This window comes from Coleofasciculus sp. D1-CHI-01 (assembly GCF_040218875.1).
In the GTDB taxonomy this organism is placed as follows: domain Bacteria; phylum Cyanobacteriota; class Cyanobacteriia; order Cyanobacteriales; family Coleofasciculaceae; genus Coleofasciculus.
The window spans coordinates 13,735-31,832 of sequence record NZ_JAVJQP010000141.1 but is presented as its reverse complement, the minus strand read 5'-3'; the positions used below and the strand labels follow the sequence as shown (position 1 = coordinate 31,832).

19 protein-coding genes are annotated in these 18,098 nt (G+C 45.6%); 7 read left to right on the top strand and 12 right to left on the bottom strand.

Features of this window, described 5'->3' with window-relative positions:
* Positions 1-80: 80 nt before the first annotated feature.
* Positions 81-785, bottom strand: a complete 705-nt coding sequence (locus tag RIB93_RS25045; protein ID WP_446376763.1) for an esterase/lipase family protein — start codon at positions 783-785, stop codon at positions 81-83.
* A gap of 47 nt (positions 786-832) precedes the next feature.
* Between RIB93_RS25045 and RIB93_RS25040 the strand changes: the two genes are divergently transcribed.
* From RIB93_RS25040 to rfbB, 3 genes are all read left to right on the top strand, one after another.
* Positions 833-1,567: a precorrin-2 C(20)-methyltransferase gene (locus RIB93_RS25040; protein WP_446376761.1), complete on the top strand. Its 735-nt coding sequence runs from the start codon at positions 833-835 to the stop codon at positions 1,565-1,567.
* A gap of 63 nt (positions 1,568-1,630) precedes the next feature.
* Positions 1,631-2,983, top strand: a complete 1,353-nt coding sequence (locus RIB93_RS25035; RefSeq protein WP_446376759.1) for an energy transducer TonB — start codon at positions 1,631-1,633, stop codon at positions 2,981-2,983.
* A gap of 124 nt (positions 2,984-3,107) precedes the next feature.
* Complete coding sequence (rfbB, locus tag RIB93_RS25030; protein WP_446376757.1) at positions 3,108-4,181, top strand: dTDP-glucose 4,6-dehydratase; 1,074 nt, start codon at positions 3,108-3,110, stop codon at positions 4,179-4,181.
* Between the two features lie 173 nt (positions 4,182-4,354).
* Here the strand turns inward: rfbB and RIB93_RS25025 are convergent, their stop codons facing one another.
* The 4 genes from RIB93_RS25025 to RIB93_RS25010 form a co-directional block, all read right to left on the bottom strand.
* Positions 4,355-4,546 carry a hypothetical protein gene (locus tag RIB93_RS25025; RefSeq protein ID WP_446376755.1) on the bottom strand — a complete coding sequence of 64 codons (192 nt, stop codon included), beginning with the start codon at positions 4,544-4,546 and terminating at the stop codon, positions 4,355-4,357.
* Between the two features lie 152 nt (positions 4,547-4,698).
* Positions 4,699-5,178, bottom strand: a complete 480-nt coding sequence (locus tag RIB93_RS25020) for a tetratricopeptide repeat protein (RefSeq protein WP_446376783.1) — start codon at positions 5,176-5,178, stop codon at positions 4,699-4,701.
* Positions 5,127-5,348 carry a hypothetical protein gene (locus RIB93_RS25015; protein WP_446376753.1) on the bottom strand — a complete coding sequence of 74 codons (222 nt, stop codon included), beginning with the start codon at positions 5,346-5,348 and terminating at the stop codon, positions 5,127-5,129. Before RIB93_RS25015 ends, RIB93_RS25020 begins: the two co-directional genes overlap by 52 nt.
* A gap of 57 nt (positions 5,349-5,405) precedes the next feature.
* The gene (locus tag RIB93_RS25010; protein WP_446376751.1) at positions 5,406-6,887 is read right to left on the bottom strand and encodes a tetratricopeptide repeat protein; all 1,482 of its coding nucleotides are present in this window, start codon (positions 6,885-6,887) and stop codon (positions 5,406-5,408) included.
* Positions 6,888-7,455: 568 nt separating this feature from the next.
* Here RIB93_RS25010 and RIB93_RS25005 point away from each other — a divergent pair.
* Positions 7,456-10,254, top strand: coding sequence for a UPF0182 family membrane protein (locus tag RIB93_RS25005; RefSeq protein WP_446376749.1), 2,799 nt, complete (start codon positions 7,456-7,458; stop codon positions 10,252-10,254).
* Between the two features lie 403 nt (positions 10,255-10,657).
* Here RIB93_RS25005 and RIB93_RS25000 read toward each other — a convergent pair whose 3' ends face one another.
* Complete coding sequence (locus tag RIB93_RS25000; protein WP_446376747.1) at positions 10,658-10,870, bottom strand: helix-turn-helix domain-containing protein; 213 nt, start codon at positions 10,868-10,870, stop codon at positions 10,658-10,660.
* 311 nt (positions 10,871-11,181) lie between these two features.
* Here RIB93_RS25000 and RIB93_RS24995 point away from each other — a divergent pair, with 311 nt between their 5' ends.
* Both RIB93_RS24995 and RIB93_RS24990 read left to right on the top strand, forming a co-directional pair.
* A complete protein-coding gene (locus RIB93_RS24995; protein ID WP_446376745.1) occupies positions 11,182-11,931 on the top strand; it encodes a Uma2 family endonuclease in 750 nt (249 codons plus the stop codon).
* A 2-nt stretch (positions 11,932-11,933) separates the two neighbouring features.
* Positions 11,934-12,137 carry a hypothetical protein gene (locus tag RIB93_RS24990; protein ID WP_446376743.1) on the top strand — a complete coding sequence of 68 codons (204 nt, stop codon included), beginning with the start codon at positions 11,934-11,936 and terminating at the stop codon, positions 12,135-12,137.
* 95 nt (positions 12,138-12,232) lie between these two features.
* Here the strand turns inward: RIB93_RS24990 and RIB93_RS24985 are convergent, their stop codons facing one another.
* The 6 genes from RIB93_RS24985 to RIB93_RS24960 all read right to left on the bottom strand — a co-directional run bounded on the left by RIB93_RS24985 (position 12,233) and on the right by RIB93_RS24960 (position 17,234).
* Positions 12,233-12,436, bottom strand: coding sequence for a DUF2949 domain-containing protein (locus tag RIB93_RS24985; protein WP_446376741.1), 204 nt, complete (start codon positions 12,434-12,436; stop codon positions 12,233-12,235).
* Between the two features lie 149 nt (positions 12,437-12,585).
* Positions 12,586-13,176 (bottom strand): DUF4178 domain-containing protein, encoded by a 591-nt coding sequence (locus RIB93_RS24980; protein ID WP_446376781.1) that lies wholly within the window; start codon positions 13,174-13,176, stop codon positions 12,586-12,588.
* Between the two features lie 235 nt (positions 13,177-13,411).
* On the bottom strand, positions 13,412-15,004 hold the full coding sequence (locus tag RIB93_RS24975) for a polyamine aminopropyltransferase (RefSeq protein ID WP_446376739.1): 1,593 nt from the start codon (positions 15,002-15,004) through the stop codon (positions 13,412-13,414).
* A gap of 210 nt (positions 15,005-15,214) precedes the next feature.
* Complete coding sequence (locus tag RIB93_RS24970) at positions 15,215-15,445, bottom strand: hypothetical protein (RefSeq protein ID WP_446376737.1); 231 nt, start codon at positions 15,443-15,445, stop codon at positions 15,215-15,217.
* Between the two features lie 63 nt (positions 15,446-15,508).
* Positions 15,509-16,528 carry a hypothetical protein gene (locus RIB93_RS24965; RefSeq protein ID WP_446376735.1) on the bottom strand — a complete coding sequence of 340 codons (1,020 nt, stop codon included), beginning with the start codon at positions 16,526-16,528 and terminating at the stop codon, positions 15,509-15,511.
* A 241-nt stretch (positions 16,529-16,769) separates the two neighbouring features.
* The gene (locus tag RIB93_RS24960) at positions 16,770-17,234 is read right to left on the bottom strand and encodes a hypothetical protein (RefSeq protein ID WP_446376733.1); all 465 of its coding nucleotides are present in this window, start codon (positions 17,232-17,234) and stop codon (positions 16,770-16,772) included.
* Between the two features lie 282 nt (positions 17,235-17,516).
* Between RIB93_RS24960 and RIB93_RS24955 the strand changes: the two genes are divergently transcribed.
* On the top strand, positions 17,517-18,038 hold the full coding sequence (locus RIB93_RS24955; RefSeq protein WP_446376731.1) for a hypothetical protein: 522 nt from the start codon (positions 17,517-17,519) through the stop codon (positions 18,036-18,038).
* Positions 18,039-18,098 lie beyond the last annotated feature (60 nt).

Genomic DNA, 18,098 nt, shown 5'->3' with positions numbered 1-18,098 from the left:
TGGGGTAGTTGAATACTGTCTAATGATTCAGAGGAATCGCTAACTGAATAAAGGGCGCAAGCCTTGCGCCCCTACGATTTTTACCTTAAATAGGGAACCCACGATTTCATTGGTTCTGGCGAACCATACCAAAGTCCCTGTCTGCGAGGTGAATGCAGCACCCCGTCTAAGGTGAGATTCACCGCCCCCTCTAAATGAGCTGCTTCAATGGGAGTAATCCCATCTCCCCAACAATTGCCGACTCCACAGGTTTGCTGATAACTGTTATACGCTAACCATTGACCCAAGCGTCGTTGACCATAGATGGCTTTACCCGCGACACAGATATATTTAACCTGGGGATAAAACGCCCCCGGATAGTTGATTGCCACGAAATCTAGATTGCGTTTTGTCCAGCGCTCTTGGCTAGTATGAGGTGTCCCTAATGTTACCAATGTGGCAATGGTTGGATGAGCATTCCATAATCCTGAAACTGAGGGAGTCACATCGCCCTGAATATCGTAGGGTTTTTCGCCCAGGTAGATTCGGGCAATCCAGCCTCCGGCGGAATGACCAATTAGATTAACCTGATTGGCGTTGTAATCTGCCATCACCTGTTTCACGGTTTGGTCGAGTTGGCGTAAAATTGGTACAACTGAGCGACCGCCTATCGTGGGAATCCAATCGCCTTGTCGTAGCGGTACAGTAACGGTGGGAAACCCTAACTGATTTAACGCGGTTTCTAATCCTCGATATTCAGTTGCCCCGGCGAAAAAACCCGGTAAAATGACAGTCGGTAGTGGCATTTTGGATCTTATAGTTTTTAATTATTAATTAAACGTAACAAATAGTGATGGGGCAAATTGGCACGCTTTACGGTCTGAGTGTGGGTCCAGGCGATCGCGAATTAATTACGCTTAAAGCCCTGCGTATCCTCAAACAAGCACCCGTGGTGGCGTTTCCGGCGGGAGTAAGGGGAAAACTGGGTATGGCACAGCAGATTGTCGGGCAATGGTTAGACGCTCAACAGGTTCAACTGCCTTTAACATTTCCTTACGTCCAAGACCAAGACATTCTTACCCAAGCGTGGAAGAAAGCCGCCGAACAGGTGTGGCATTATCTAAACGTCGGGCAAGATGTGGCGTTTGTTTGTGAAGGGGATATCAGTTTTTACAGCACGTTTACCTATTTGGCGCAAACCTTACAACAGCAGCAATCCAGCGCCCTAGTACAAATGATTCCTGGCGTTTGTTCACCCATGGCAGCCGCCTCAGTGTTAGGATTACCGCTAACGGTACAGCGCGATCGCTTGGTGGTACTGCCAGCTCTCTATAATGTAAAGGAACTGGAAACAATTTTAGACTGGGCGGATGTCATAGTCCTGATGAAAGTGAGTTCAGTGTATGAACAGGTATGGCAAGTGTTGCATCGCCGCCAATTATTGGACACCGCCTGGGTAGTCGAACGTGCTACCCTACCGGATCAAGTGATTTATCACGATTTACGCGATCGCCCGACCCTAAAATTACCCTACTTTTCGATCATGATTGTCAACGTTACCCAGTCCCTGAGTTCCATTAGACTCTAGATTATTTTTATTAAAACCAATAGAATTCCCGACAACCCCGCAACGGAGAGCATGATAACGGCTATGTCGAATCTCTTATTTAGAACGGTTTCCGAGAAACTTAATCAGCCAACTGGAATCGCGGTGATGGCATCGGTGGGTATTCATGTCATCTTGGGGCTAACCTTACCCTCTTATGTCCCCGTTTTTTCCAATGAAGCGCCACCGACGCGGCGAACTGTACAAATGTTGGAATTAAGCGAAGCCGATTTGAGTCGCCTACCCGATTTATCGGTGCCAACGATTCCCCCCTATATTTATCAGCAAACACCATTACAATCGCCATTCCCACCACTCCCACCTCTCCCCTCTCCCCCTCCCCAAGAGTCTTTGCCTCTCGATGGCACCATCTCGGTGGCTCCTCCTTCACAATCGTTAAAAATTCCGTCATCGTCTTCGACTCGGAAACGAACCCAAACCCGAATCTCCCTGAATCAACCGAGTAGTCCATTTCCATCCATGAGGAGAAATCTAGGAATCCCAGTTTTTCCTCCCAGCCAACTTCCGCCACCGCCTCCCCCAGGAACAAGGAATCCTGAGTCGAGATCCATAGAAAAAGAGCCGACGCCGAGTATTGATGATCGTCTATTAAGGGTGTTGTCTGATCGCGACTCAGACTCGTTGACGATTCCCCACTCTAAACCACCGGAAGATCCCAAAGATAAAAAGCTTGCTTTCGATCCAGATACCGCTCCCTCCGCCAATGAAGATGAGCCAACCCCAAATCCGGAAGAATCCGCATCAGAATCCGATCAGCCCATCGCTGATCAGCCGAAGCCGGATCAAGCCGCAGATAGCACGGGCGCTCAAGCCGATAAAGTAGAACCTCCGCCTGTACTCCAAAGAACATATAGTACTGAGTATCCCAAAGCAGCTTGCCAGAAGCAGCTTAACGGAACAGCCATTTATAGTGTCGTCGTAGGTACTGATGACAAAGCGACGAATTTACAGTTAATTCAAAGTGCAGGTGACCCCATTCTTGATCGAAAGGCAGAGGGCAAAATTAACAATCAGCCTATTCTAAATCGAACAGATAAACCACAAGAGTACCAAGTATCTGTGCAGTTTTCCGGTCAAGACAAGGTGTGTCCGAAGCCAACACCTCCCGAAGCCTCGGAGCAGACTCCTGAGGGTTCTAATTCGCCAACACCCCAACCTGAGAATCCGGAGGCGGCTGAGGACTCGAATTCTCCAAGTTCTTCCTCTTCCAATCCGGAAACCTCGGATCGCGATCCAGAAAACTCTGGACAACCCTCGCCATCAGACACAACATCAGAGTCCGAACCTGAAAAAGACCAACCTGAAGAATCAGCGAATCCAGCAGAGGAAACCCCTGAAGCCTCCAATCCACCTGACGTGGTTGTACCCCCACTCTAGCCTCAGACGGGCTTTCATTATCAATTTTTGACCGGTCTCATCCTTGATCCCCAACCAGATGCTAAGATGATCGACGGTTAGAATTATCCCCCCAAGATTACAGCAAAAAGGAACCCAAGACATTATGCCTTCACGAGAACCTCGCCGCATACTCATAACAGGTGGAGCGGGGTTTATTGGCTCCAACTTCGTCCATCACTGGTGCGATCGCTACCCAGAGGATCGAGTCGTTGTTCTCGACTTGCTCAGTTACGCCGGCAATCGTCGGAATCTAGAGCCAGTCGAGGGACGAGAGAATTTGCGGTTTGTAGCGGGAGATATTTGCGATCGCACTCTTGTTGATGCCTTACTCTGTAGTGAGACGATTGATACCGTTGCCCACTTTGCAGCAGAATCCCATGTGGATCGCTCAATTTTGGGTCCTGAAGCGTTTGTGAGAACGAATGTTCTGGGTACATCAACTCTAGTCGAAGCCTTCCGCCAGCATTGGAAAAAGCGGGGATGTCAAGCGAGCGATCGCTTCCTCCATGTCTCTACGGATGAAGTATACGGCAGCTTAGGTCCTAATGACCCCCTATTTAGTGAAACGACACCGTATCAGCCAAACAGTCCCTACGCCGCTTCTAAAGCGGGTAGTGATCACATCATTCGTGCCTATCATCATACTTACGGTGTCCCCACATTAATTACCAATTGCTCCAATAACTACGGTCCCTATCAGTTTCCCGAAAAGCTGATTCCCCTGATGTGTATTAACATCATGCTGGGTCAACCCTTACCCGTTTATGGGGATGGACAGCATGTGCGGGACTGGCTTTATGTCAATGATCACTGTCAAGCTATTGATTTAGTCATTCATCAAGGAACTCCCGGCGAAACCTATAACATTGGCGGTAACAACCAAATCAAAAACCTGGATTTGGTTCAGATGGTTTGCCAGCTTATGGATGAGTTAGCCTCGGATTTACCTGTTTCTCCCAGTAAAAAGTTAATTACTTCTGTAAAAGATCGACCCGGACACGATCGCCGATACGGGATTGATGCTCGCAAAATTAAGGACCAACTGGGTTGGACGCCTCAAGAAACCATTGAAGGAGGATTACGTAGCACCGTTGAATGGTATTTGACCCATCGGGATTGGTGGGAGCCGTTGCTGTCGAAGGAGTATAAAGATTACTACCAGAAAATTTATGGTTAAATCAGCAAAGGATGTTTGCTGCCTCGTTGGGTGAGGATATAAGCTGTTCGGTATTCAAACCTGAATGTCAACCATGACGAAATCCTGGTAATGCGTTTAGCGAAGCCATGCCGCAGGCTTTGCATCTTGCTCGCTACTCATACCCAATTTACGGCAGTTTTCAAGTTAGTAGACTACAGACGATGATTGCACCCAAAAGCATCGGTTAAGTCAAAGGGCAGATCTGCACAGAGTCCTCTAACACTTTTTTTCGGAATATTGGGAGATTTTCTGCGGAGAAATTGCACAAAATCTAAAACTTCATTGTGTTGACTTGGGGGCAGTTGGCGGAGTTCTCTGAGAACGATAGATTCGATCGTGTTCATATTGTGTTCCGATACGTTTTTGCTAACGCTTGCTAACAAATATACTCCTTGAGGGAGGGTGTATTAACAAGCGAGATTAATCTCCATTATGTATGAATCAATTATCACTCGTAGGGGTACGGCATTGCCGTACCCTTACCTCATGTACCTCTTTACGGCTGAATCTGTTGAATTTGGTCAAGGGCATTTTGGTAAAGCGTCATGTCGCCCTGTTGTTTGGATAAATCTGCTGCCTTTTGGAAATCCGCGATCGCTTCTTCTTCATTACCTAATTGAACAAAGGCAGTTCCCCGATTGTAGTAGGCAGCAGCATAGTTAGGATCACGTTGAATCGACTGAGTGAAATCGGCAATCCCCTCCTGAATTTTCCCCTGTACTACACGGACAACTCCTCGATTATAGTAAGGTTGAGCATTATTAGGGTCAATCGTAATTGCCTGATTAAAGTCAGCGAGTGCTGCTTGGGTATCTCCTTGTTTAAAATAGACAGCTCCTCGGGTATAGTAAGCTTGAGCATCGTTCGGATCAACCTCAATTGCCCGATTAAAGTCGCGAATTGCCGCCTCCATGTTGCCCTGTTTCACACGGGCAACTGCGCGGTTGTGATAAGCTGGAGCGAAGTTAGGGTCAATTTCAATTGCTGTATTCCTTGTTGGATAAAATCCTCAGGAGTGGTTTGGGCAATATAATCTTTGAGCGTAACCGCATCTATTGGGCAATTTTGAACAGCACGAGCAGTTATTGGGGTGATCAGGATAGCCGTTAAACCCAATAGAGGAATTGTACGGTGAATGAATTTCATAGATGTCTCCTGAACTCGACATATTAAACGGGGAATTTATGTATGATGTAGAGTGGATTACTGCTGAAGTTCCTGGATTTGGTCAAGGGCATTTTGGTAAAATGTCATTTGACCCTGTTGTCTAAACAAATCGGCGGCTTTCTGGAAATCCGCGATCGCAGCTTCTTCATCGCCTATTTGAACAAGTGCAGTTCCCCGTTGGTAGTAAGCGGCAGCATTATTGGGAATAATCTCAATTACCTGAGTGTAATCAGCAATGGCACTCTCAATATCTCCTGTTTTTCGGTGAGCATGTCCCCGGTTTGCGTAGGCGAGAGCTAGATAGGGATTAATCTCAATTGCCTGGTTCAAATCGGCAAAAGCTTTCTGCATTTCTCCCCTTTGCAGATATGCAAATCCCCGGTTGTTGTAAGCCATAGCATAATTGGGGTTCAGTTTAATGGCTTGAGTAAAGTCGCGGATAGCATTCTGTATTTCTATGAGTTTCAGGTAAATAGTACCTCGGTTGCTGTAGGCGATAGCTAAGTTAGGTTCAATCTCAATTGCCTTACTGAAGTCAGCTAAAGCTTCCTCTAGCTTTTCCTGTTCTCGATACAAAAGTCCCCGATTATTGTAAGCTTCAGTATAATTGGGATTAAGTTCAATTGCTTGTGTGAAATCAGCAATCGACTTTTGAATATTACCTTGTAGCAGGTAGGCAACTGCCCGGTTATAGTAGGATTGATCATTGTTGGAATCAATTTCAATGGCTTGGTTGAACTCAGCAATCGCATCCTGAATATTTCCCTGTTGAAAATTAACAGCTCCTAGATGATTGTATGCTGAACTATAATTAGGTTTAATATTGAGCGCTTGGTTAAAGTCAGCTATTGCCCCTTGAATGTCTCCTTGTTGCCAGTGAACAAGTCCTAGGTTGTCATAAGCTTGAGCATAATTAGGGTCGATATTGAGCGCTTGATTAAAGTCAGCTATTGCTCCTTGAAAGTTTCCCTGTCTTAAGCGAACCAATCCCCGATTGTTGTAAGCTATAGCGGAGTTAGGGTCAAGTTGGATAGCTTGATTAAAGTCAGCAATTGCACCTTGAAGGTTACCGCGTTTCAAATGAAGCAATCCCCGATTGTTGTAGGCTAAAGCTAAGTTAGGGTCAATTTCGATGGCATGCTCGAAGTCAGCAAAAGCCTTCTGGATCTCTCCCTGTTTCAGAAAAGCAACCCCCCGGTGGTTGTAAGCTGGGGCATAGTTGGGGTTAATGTCGATCGCCTGATTGAAGTCCTTAATTGCTCCTCTAAAGTCACCTGTTTCTAATTTTTGTACTCCTTGCTGGACAAAATACTCTGTAGTGTTTTGGGCAATGTAACTGTCAGTTGTGGTAGCACGAATTTGGGAAAATTGAACTTCGCTAGCTGCAACGGGATTGATGAGAATAGCAGATAAACCCAACAGGTAAATCGTGCGGCGAATAATTTTTGGAATCCCTACAATATTTTGCCTGTGTTGATAGTTTAATACCGACTTGAGATGATTCAATTTGATATACATCAGTTCCTCCCTAAGTTTGTCATTCCTCTGTAGAGATAGGAATTCCCTATTTATTAACAGCAAGAGTATAGACCACATCAAGATATGAGAATAAGATCAATTTAGTAATCACTGTAGTGAACTATTACTAATGTCTTTTCTCTATTATGGCAGGTAGGCAAATGACTATTAGCTGATTTTAATTAAACTTAAACTTTTTAACTTATTGATAATAAATATCAATCTGCCATAGCAATTGACAATTTTTATTGATACTTGATTGGTGACTTGGTTTCCTCCTGGGAACTGATACAGTGTAAGAATGTGACAACTGAATCACTTGAATAAAAATTTTATACCGTTTGTTAGAGGAACAAACTATGTCTGTTCACTATAATTGGGAAGTCCTGATATCTTAATAGTGAGTTGATAACCTCATGCGGAAGAAGATTGGCGCTAGGGTTAGAGTTCGTAGTTGGCACTTGAGATCAGCGCTAAAACGCTTACTACAAACTCAGGTTAAGGAATGGGCTATTCATGTTAGGGTGGGATCAGGGCTTAAGGATTCCGGTGAGTTAATTAAAAAATCATGAAATCAGCCAATAAAATTATCATAGGCTTTCTATTAGTCGTAATCCTCGGCTTACCCTTTTCGCATACCTTGGTTCACATTCTCACAGAAGCCTGGTGGTTTAATTCGGTTAACTTTTCAGATGTATTCTGGACGCGGATCACCTGGAAAATTATGGCTTGGGTGGGAACGTTTATTATTTACGGACTATTCTTATGGTTTAACTACTCAATGGCGCAGCGTCTAACTCGCGATCGCGCCTTTCGTTTCTTAGACGGTAGTGATTTAGCCCCCTATACCGATACGATCGCCAATTCCGCTGTCTTAGTGGTGATCTTCCTGATCAGTCTAGCCGCCGCCACAACCAGTGCATCGGCTTGGGAGACGATATTAAAGTATCTGAATGCTACAGATTTTAATCTGACTGACCCCATTTATCAACAGGATATTGGATTTTACCTGTTTCAGTTTCCATTCTATGAGGGATTAAAAGACTGGGTATTGACTCTCTTGGGCTGGGGGTTTGTTCTAGCTGTTGCTGTTTATGTGTTAAAAGGCAAAATAAGGTTAGATCGCTACTGGCAACATTTTCTCACTAAAGACGTAAAAACCCATCTCAGTTTACTGTTAGCGGGAATTGCTGTAGTTATCGCGATCGGCTTTTGGTTAGAACGCTACGAATTACTTTACAATGCCGATGGTGTCGTCTATGGTGCAGGGTACACTGATGCTCATGCTCAGCGTCTGGCATTCTGGATTATGAGCATTGTATCCCTTCTGCTGGGCTTATCGTTTATCCTGGCAATTTGGCAAAACAATGTTACTTTACCCACCTACGGCATCGGGATTTATCTGATTGCTTTTCTCGTCTTCAGTGGTCTTTTTCCCTGGTTTCAACAACGATTTATTGTTGAACCCAATGAATTAGAAAAAGAAAAGCCCTACATTGAACATAATATCGCTTATACGCGCAAAGCTTATGATTTAGACGAAGTACCAACCCAGGACTATCCAGCGGAAGAACAATTAAGTCGTCAAGCGTTGCAAGAAAACCAATCCACGATTCGTAACATTCGTTTGTGGGACTATCGACCGTTATTAAGTACCTATCGCCAACTCCAAGAAATTCGGCTTTACTATCGATTCAATGATGTCGATGTTGATCGCTATACCATTGACGATAATTATAGACAGGTGATGCTTTCACCACGGGAATTAGTGTATTCCCAAGTACCCGATCGCGCTCAGACTTGGGTCAACGAACGGCTAAAATATACCCATGGCTATGGTTTGGTGATGAGTCCGGTTAATATAGTCACCGAGGATGGCTTACCCGAACTGTTTATCAAAGATATTCCTCCTATCTCCCAAGTCGATCTTCAGGTTAATGAATCCGCCATTTACTACGGCGAAAAAACCGACACCTATATATTTACAGGTACAAATACCCAAGAATTTGACTATCCCCGTGGTGATGAAAATGCCTTCACCACCTACGCCGGGAAAGGTGGCGTACCCATTCCTTCCCTCTGGCAACGATTAGCTTATGCTTATGATTTGGGTGATCTGAAAATTTTAATTTCTAATTACTTTATCAACACCTCCCGCATTCATTACCATCGCCAGATTGGGGAACGGGTGAACCAAGTTGCACCTTTTTTGCGGTTTGATAAAGACCCCTACATTACCCTAATTGATGGTAGATTACAGTGGATTATTGATGCCTATACGATCAGCGATCGCTATCCTTATTCTGAACCCGTTTCCAAAAGTCATAATGCCAACGCCATATTCCAAGATGGGGATATCGCCCAAATGTCCCTAGGGGATATCAATTATATTCGTAACTCGGTTAAAGTTGTCGTGGATGCGTTTAATGGTACGATGCAGTTTTTGGTTGTTGATGAAGATGACCCGATACTGCAAACCTATCGTAAAATATTCCCCACTTTATTTACCACCAACGACGCGATTCCCGCTGATGTAAAAGCGCATTTCCGCTATCCCCTGGATCTGTTCACCATTCAGGCGCAGATGTATCTGTCTTACCACATGAATAATCCTCAAGTCTTTTATAACCGAGAGGATTTGTGGCGTTTTCCGACAGAAATTTATGAAGGGAATGAGCAGATCATGCAGCCTTATTATGTGAACATGCGTTTACCCGAAGCATCGAGGGAAGAATTTATTCTAATTCTTCCTTTTACTCCCGTCAATAAAGATAACATGATTGCCTGGATGGCAGCGCGTTCTGATGGGAAAAATTACGGCAAATTGCTCTTGTATGAATTCCCTAAACAAGAACTTGTCTATGGTCCTTCTCAAATTGAAGCTCGCATTGACCAAAATCCGCAAATTTCCCAACAATTAACCCTATGGAGTCAGGAAGGATCGCGAGTGATTCGTGGCGATTTATTAGTGATTCCCATTGACCAATCATTACTGTACGTTGAACCCGTTTATCTGCGGGCGGAACAGGGCGAACTTCCAGAATTGAAGCGGGTAATTGTTGCTTATGCGAAAGAAGTGGTTATGGAAGAAACCTTAGAGGAAGCTTTAGCGACTATCTTTGGCGGAACCCAAGCAGACGTGCAACAACCTACTGCCGCTCCATCATCTGCTCCACCAAAAGAAGGGGTTTCCAAACTCGCCCAATCCGCCTTGGAAACCTATCAAAAAGCACAGGAAGCCATGCGTCAAGGCAATTGGCAAAAATACGGTCAATACCAACAAGAACTGGAGAGCCTCTTACAGCAATTGAACCAAACCCCAAAATCTGCACCCGATCTGAGAAAGTCAGCAGACGACCAAAATTAATCTTCCCTGAGCCGAACTCCAGAACCTTTGTTGTTATAGCACTACGAGGATACGTTAGGACATCAGTTAATCCCCACAGGGAACAGGGCAACGTGGGGAAAAAATCCTCAATTATTCAGAACGGCTGCAATTGGGACAAATGGCGATAACCCGATGATTTATTCTTTATCTTGCCTGACACAAGAAGTGCCAATTTTTTGTAGTGTGAGCATCTTGCTCACTACCTATCTTGCTCACTACCTATCTTGCTCACTACCTATCTTGCTCACTACCTATCTTGCTCACTACCTAAAACACAACTGAAACCCGAAAACATAAAGGTGTAGCGAACGATTAAAGGTTCAGTGCAAGATTTCAGTAAGCTATTCAGTGATATTCAGAAATAATTACGTTTTGCTTGATTTTACTCCTCTACAATCTCAACCAAATCCTCAACCATTACATCAAATGTGCGAGCCAACTTATGAATAGCCGTATAGTCTATCATAGCCAGCCCTGGTGAGCGGGCATAATGTCTAACTGTGCTGTAAACTAACCCAGAGCGATCAGAGACTTCTTTGATCGTCCATCCTTTTTCTTGTGCAAACTCTCGAATTCGCAACCTGACTAAGCCCATACACTCTTGACAAGGGATAAGATTTTATCGTTTAATCAGAGAGTCTTTAGGTAAAAGCGATCGCTCTCTCTGTCTCACAAACGCAAGAGCGATCGCCACAATGTCCCACCAAAGGCAAGACACTCACTTACTAAAGGCAAGATACTCACTTACCAAAAGCAATACCTTACCAAAAGTAATACGTTTACTATGTTATCTACACTTACCACAAAAACGCCCACTTTTGCAGCCTCAAAACTAAATTACAAATCCTCCACCCGTCATCCCCTGGCACGATTCGTCACTGTTTCGTCACTGTAGAGACAGTCGCCTTGCTGTTTAACCTGTCTCCTGACGAGATTTATCGCATCGAATGCTGGCAGCATATCGTTTATGTTCACGGTAAAGGGTTGAGCCGATTCATCAGCTACGCCGACTTTCCACCAATCCTGGAAGCCGAACCCCCTACCTCTCAAGACATGGTGCGCTGGCGCAAGCGCTGGAAATCTCCAATAGCCCCAGAGTTTTGGACAATATTCTATAGATACCAGTTCAACCGAGCAACGAGTGAATCGCAGTTGCTAGCGTGGGGACAATTTGTTGCTCACTACTGGGCAACAACTCCCGGAGTCGGATTAGCAGACAATACAACTGTACGTCTGGATACTGATAACGAACCGCAACCCGATGCGTTATTGAGGATTGAGGTAGGAGGACAATCCTGCATCAGCGATGACGATTATGTCGAAGGTGCGCCAGAATTGATTGTAGAAATTGCCGCCAGTACCGCTTCCATCGATTTACATGACAAACTTAATGTTTACCGCCGCAATCAGGTACAAGAGTATTTAGTGTGGCGAGTGTACGATCAGCAATTCGATTGGTTTAAGTTACAAGAGGGTACATATATCAAGCTAGAACCCAATGAAAATGGTATTATTTGTAGTGAAACCTTTCCTGGCTTGTGGTTAAAACAATCCGCCCTACTTGCTGGAAATTTAGCCAAGGTATTGGAGATCGTCCAACAGGGGATAACCACAGCAGAACATCAGATGTTTATTAAGTCCTTATCGAGGGAGTAATCATGGGACGAAAAGCGAAACTCAAACAACTTCGACGCCAAAGTCAAGGACAAGAACAGTCGCCAACGTCAACACAACCGAACCATTTTGAGTCAACCCAATTCGTGCAACAACTTCAAGTTGAAGGCTATAAGCTTGATCAAGCGCAGCATTCTCCAGACGTGCCATTGCCAAAGCCGTTAAAAAAACCCAATCCCCAGTTATAAGTATTTACAGCCAAATTTTAGGGTGCGTTAGCGGAGCGTAACGCACCAATAAATCCTTAACATAGCCGTACCATAGCAGGTTAGAGAAAGAGGACTTACAGTGTAACCTGTGCCGTTTCCAACCAATCAAAAATTCGGTCTAATTGCTCTAATGAAATGAGTCCGTATTGCCACAACGTCATCGGTAATAGATTAGGACTCTCTTCCTGATGGCGTAAGGCTAAGGAAATTGCTGACGATGGGATCGCCAACTCTTCTCGTAAAAAGTGAATAAACTTGTCAAGTGCTGGGGATTTCATGGTTTTGGGTGTGGGATACTGGCTCTTGTTAGTAGTAAGGTACATCTAACGGGGATCAAAAAACCTCACCCATTAGAGTTATTCTAGTGCTGCATGATAGTACCGTAGGGTGGGCATTGCCCACCAGCATACCAGTCAGTACCATTGCCTTAACTTCCATACAAACGTTCACCTGTTCCCGGTAGAAGTGTCAGCATTCTCGGATTAATACGCTCTCCCACAGTGACTTCAATATCACCATCCCACTCTTCAATCGAGAGAACCTTATTCTCAGAACCTTCATAATCAAAATATCGACAACGTTCTGCTGTGCGGTGCAATGTTGTACCTGTACGTGTCATTTCTGCCACACCAGATTCGATACAGCGATAGATGTCACCGTCAAAGGTTAACTGCTTGGGAGGTTCTCCACTCACTTCTAACTGCTGCGTTGGCTCTAATAATGCCACTTCTACTCGGTCATCTTCATCTACAGAAAGCCAACAAATACGCTCTCCATCTTGCAGTAAATACTCGTACCAAGCATAGTCGCCAACATTGTAAGTCAGTTTTCCCTCCACTACCCAATCTGTCCCCATGTACTGGACAATATCACCAACTTCCAGGGTAAAAACGGTACGTTCTTCCAAGGGTAAACGCCCACGTTCACCGAACCCTGATAACTGTCCCCGTTGCTGAAGGACTAGCAAAACCACAGCCGTAGCAATAATTATAATAATTCCAATCCAAACAAATACCATCATCTGACTTATGACTGACTACTTATGGAGAAGGGCAGGTTTTGTTTAACAGTTAGCTAAGGCGGGTTTCGTTGTTCAATTATTTTACCAATAGCTGACTGTAGTTCCTAAACCCGCCCCTACACGACGAAGGGCAGGTTTTGTTGAACAGTTAGCTAGGGCGGGTTTCATTGTTCAGTTATTTCACCAATAGCTGAGTGTAGTTCCTAAACCCGCCCCTACAATTGACTAATGATTAATAGGCTGCCCAACGGGGGTCAGATTGATAACGCACAATCACGGGATGAGAGAGGCGATTTACCTGCACATTTCCTATTTGGACATCCCCAGGCAACTCAAATAAATTCTGCAAAATCGGCTCAGTCAGATAGCGCGTTGACACCGATAATGTCAACCTATCCGCTTGAATCGAGTGCCGCGACGCCAAAACAAAACCCCAGGGTCCAAAACTGGGAACACCCACCACATAAGGATGAGTTGATAATCCCACATCCGATAGCGTTGCTACAATACAGCTTAGAACATCTGGGGCAAAAAAAGGACTCGATGCTTGAGTGACAAAAACGCCATTCTCTGCCAATCGCGGTAACAAACGCTGGTAAAACCCTTCAGAATACAACTTGGCAAGCACTTCTCGGTCAGGGTCAGGAAAATCGGCGATAATTACATCAAAGGTTTCATTTAAAGTAGGTGCTGTAACAAAAGCATCGCCGTTAATCACCTGAACACGCGAATCCGTTAACGCCCCTTCATTTAACCGCACCAACTGAGGATGAGACTGGGCTAACTTGACCACTTCCGCGTCTAACTCAATCAGCACCACCTGTTCCACCTCTTGCCACTTCAGCACTTCCCGCAGCGCCATTCCATCTCCTGCACCCATGACTAGCACACGACGCCTGTTTTGACTCGCACTCATCGCCGGATGTACTAAGGCTTCATGGTAGCGGTACTCATCCAGGGTAGAGAGTTGTAAATCCCCATCCAAGAACAATCGCAAATCTTGTCCTCGGCGCGTCAAGACAATCCGTTGATAGGGAGATTGAATCCGGGTAATCACCGGGGCTTGATACAACGTATTTTCCAGCCGATTACTGATGGGAATCGCGGCGGGTGCGGATAATGTCAGAATAACGCCTAACCCTAAGCCTAGATATCCCCAACGGCGCAGCCGAGGAAACTGCTGTCCAATAGCAAACACCATAAAGGCGGGTAATGCGCCCAGCACAAAAGCGGCGGGAAATAAGCCAATTAGCGGTAATAGCAAGACGGGAAACAGCAGCGAACCCAACAACGCGCCGACATAATCCAGCGCCAAAACCCCAGCCAGCGCCTCCCGCACTCCCTCCTCTAATTCCAGCACTCGCGTCAGTAGGGGAACTTCCAAACCCGCCAAAATGCCCAGTAATATAGTTACTAGGAATAATCCCAACCAGAGGAAACCATTAACCACAAATAGGGCAAATAGTCCTAAGGGTAATAATGCCGTCAGGGGAGCCATTAGCAGTTCAACCTGAACAAATGCCACCAGGAGTTGGCGTTGTTGGAGCCAAGCAGGGGACTTGGACGCGATAAACTGACTTAAGTAAGAGCCAATCCCCATGGCGGCTAAAAAGCCACCCACGGCTACTCCAAAAGACAGCGCTTGATTCCCTACTAAATAGCTAGCCAGGGTTCCCAGTAAAAGTTCAACCGCTAATCCACAGCTAGAGGAAACCGCCGCCGCCGCCAAAAGTAGCCGACGTTGCAGCCGATTTAATGATGAAACCGGGGGTTGAGTGACGGGTTCAACATTGGAGTTGTCTGTTGAGACTCCTTGATCTGCCATGAATTTTTAGTCAGTCATCAGTTATCAATGTGTGTCAAGGACTTGGGAACAGGGGGAAATGGGGGAGCTGGGGGAGATGAGGGAGATGGGGAAAATGAGAGAACTTTCCTTGTCTGTGTAATCAGTGTCAATAAGCTCTCACCTCCCTACCCCTATCTCTCCAATAAATCCGTGAAATCAGTGTTTTGACAAATGACCAATGACGAATCCCTATTTTCCTGCACTTGGACCGCCGCCACGAAATCCGCCATAAGATGACCGATTGGGTAAAAGAATCCATGTTCCGCCGCGATAACCGCCCGATAATCCTGTTCCATGTCGGGGCCAATAGTTATCCTGTTTCTCGGCTCGTAGGACGAGGGCAGAACGCTGAGTATATCCGGCTGTAATTGTCAAGAGGGCGATCGCGATCGCAGCCCCAGCAAAAATCTTAGTTAACATTAGTTAAACTCCTAGAATAAACAGAGTTTTGAGTTCTCACTCAGACAGTGAACGAGTGCTGGATCAGGGGTGTTTATCTTGGGGATGATCCGATAAATCCGATAAAGGAGATGGGCGAATATGAACAACCTCAACGGGAACAAGAGTGTGGTTGCGATCGCGTACTGTCAGCTTGGTCTGATCCACGGGTGCATCTGGCGTCACCTCGACATGAAACCCATAAGAACTGCGAGGGTCTAAGGTGAAAAAACATTGGAGTTGATGCCTCCTGGTATCTTCTGTTCCCAAGATGAAATGCATAGGCATAGCACGGGCATAGACTTGTTCCCCATAAGCATCATTAATCACCAGACGGGCGGTGAGTTGTCGGGGGAAGGTTTCGTCAGCTTTAACATTGATCTTGACCCGCACGAGTTGATCAGCCCCTCCCACCGTAGCGCGTCCACTGGGATCGCTATCCTGAATTGTTTTCGCGATCGCGGTTTTCCCAGAAATGGGTGTGGCAATGACCGCGATAATTCCCAGAATTGCCGAACCGATTAAACCTGACCACAAATAGCGGGTATCTACAACCCCATTTTCCACCGTCACCTTAAATCCCACAGGTTGTTCGAGTTCTTGTCCAGAGGTGTTACCATACTCCAACACGGCAATTGCCACGGTTATTTGCTCATTTTTCTTTGCCTGAACGTCGAGTCCTCCCTGCAAATCGGATTCCGACCAACTCCCTGACTCTCCATCCTCGTACCACGTCCCCGACTCACTCCAGGCTTCCTTCATCGCAGAGGCGATCACTTCTCCATTTTGGTCAAGAATTTGAATTTCGTAGATCACCCAGGTATTTGCTGGCAGCAATGCTCTCACATCAATCCGCAACGCACCAACCAGCCGAGGTTCGAGTTGTATCGACTCGAGTTCAACCGATGCCTCTGGCTCAACAGATACCCTCTCCGATACCAGCTTTTTATAGAAAAACTGAGACCCCATCAATGCCAGTAGCACCAACCCTGATGCTCCCAAAGCAATATAAGACCAGGGATCGATAAAACGACTAGTTCGCTGAGTTTTGGTAGTAACTGGCATTGGCTTGAAGTTCAATTCAAATCGTCTAGAGAACTGAAACACGTCGTCTCAGTCTATTGCTGCTTCTGTTTAATCGGAGAAACTAGCGTAAGTACCTGGATATAAAGTTCGTTGGGCTGAGTTAAGAATTGTAAAAAACCTCAAGTCCTTATTCCTGTTCCCTGCCCGTGAGTTCCCTAATCTTAACCGTAAACTTTAATGAAAGTCCGACTACTTAGTACAATTCTATCGTTAGGAATGATTACCGAATCCGAATCCGGATTCCCGAAGAGCGATCAATCACCTCTGAGCGTTGGATGCGGACTCTACCGGATCGCGATCGGCGTCTGGTAGACCGGGGTGTATCAATAATCACAGGGTCAACCAGGACAGAATCGGAAATCGTGGAATCGATAATCGTGGGGTTAATTAGCGTAGAATCACGAATGGTTCCCCGAATCGGTTTTTTATATCGACGATAGTCGCGATCGCGATAATTGCGATAGGATGAACCTCCAGAGGAAAAAGTACAAGGTCGTCCGGTGACTGGATTAACTGGCACTGGCGCTGGAATTGGGCTACCGTAAATCACCGAAGAACAGCGCGATGACTGAATCGGTCTAGCCTCTACAGCGCTATCCCCCACTATCATCCAAGCGACTCCCACGGTTAAAGGCGTGAGCATAATGTTCAGCCAACGGTGTTGCAGGAGAGAAAATTTCAGCATTATTTCACCTCAAAATAGGTTATATAGCGAGTCAGCGATTTAGTGAAGCGCAAAATTTATCCTGTATCCGGCAATCCTATTCCCTTATCAGTGTACCTATATTACTGAATACGGCTGTCAGTCTAACCTTACGTGAATATCAGGTTGACCCGTTAGTTCCTTAGCACTTTAATTCTTTCAGGTTTTCGTGTAATTTCAAGATACAACCCAACAGCTAGATACAACTTCACCCAATGGCACGAATAAGTGTCTCGATCATGTCAAGTTTTTGACCAATGACCAATGACCAATGACAAAGAACAGTTCCGCATCGAATACCAAACCGGACAAGCTACCTTTGAGCGAGGGGACTATCGCACGGCGGTGAAGCATCTCGAAAAAGCCTGCACCTTGATCAACCGCAATTCTCGCGTCGGCGGAGAGGCGCAAATGTGGCTAGTTACAGCTTATGAAGCCGCCGGACAGCAAACTGAAGCGATCGCCCTCGGTCAGCAATTAACCAAGCATCCTGACCTGGAGATTCGCAAACAGTCTACAGGCTTACTCTACATCCTCCAAGCCCCCCAACTCAAGCGACCCGAAGAATGGATGACCAAGATTCCTGATTTAGGTGCTATTTCTGAAAGTGATCCTAGAGATCGCCGAGGTAGTGGGGTGACTAGAAGCAATCCCAGTTTGAAAAAGTCAGTTGAACCGGAGGCGATCGATCTGAGTACGGTTAATACCAAAGATAATCAGTTTATCTGGGTGGCTCTGGTTGTTATTGCTGCATTAGTGGGTGGACTCTTATGGTGGGGAATTTAACCCTAAAACTGTTCCCTGTTCCCAGACGTGCCATGGCACGTCTCTACATTGCTTCCCCTG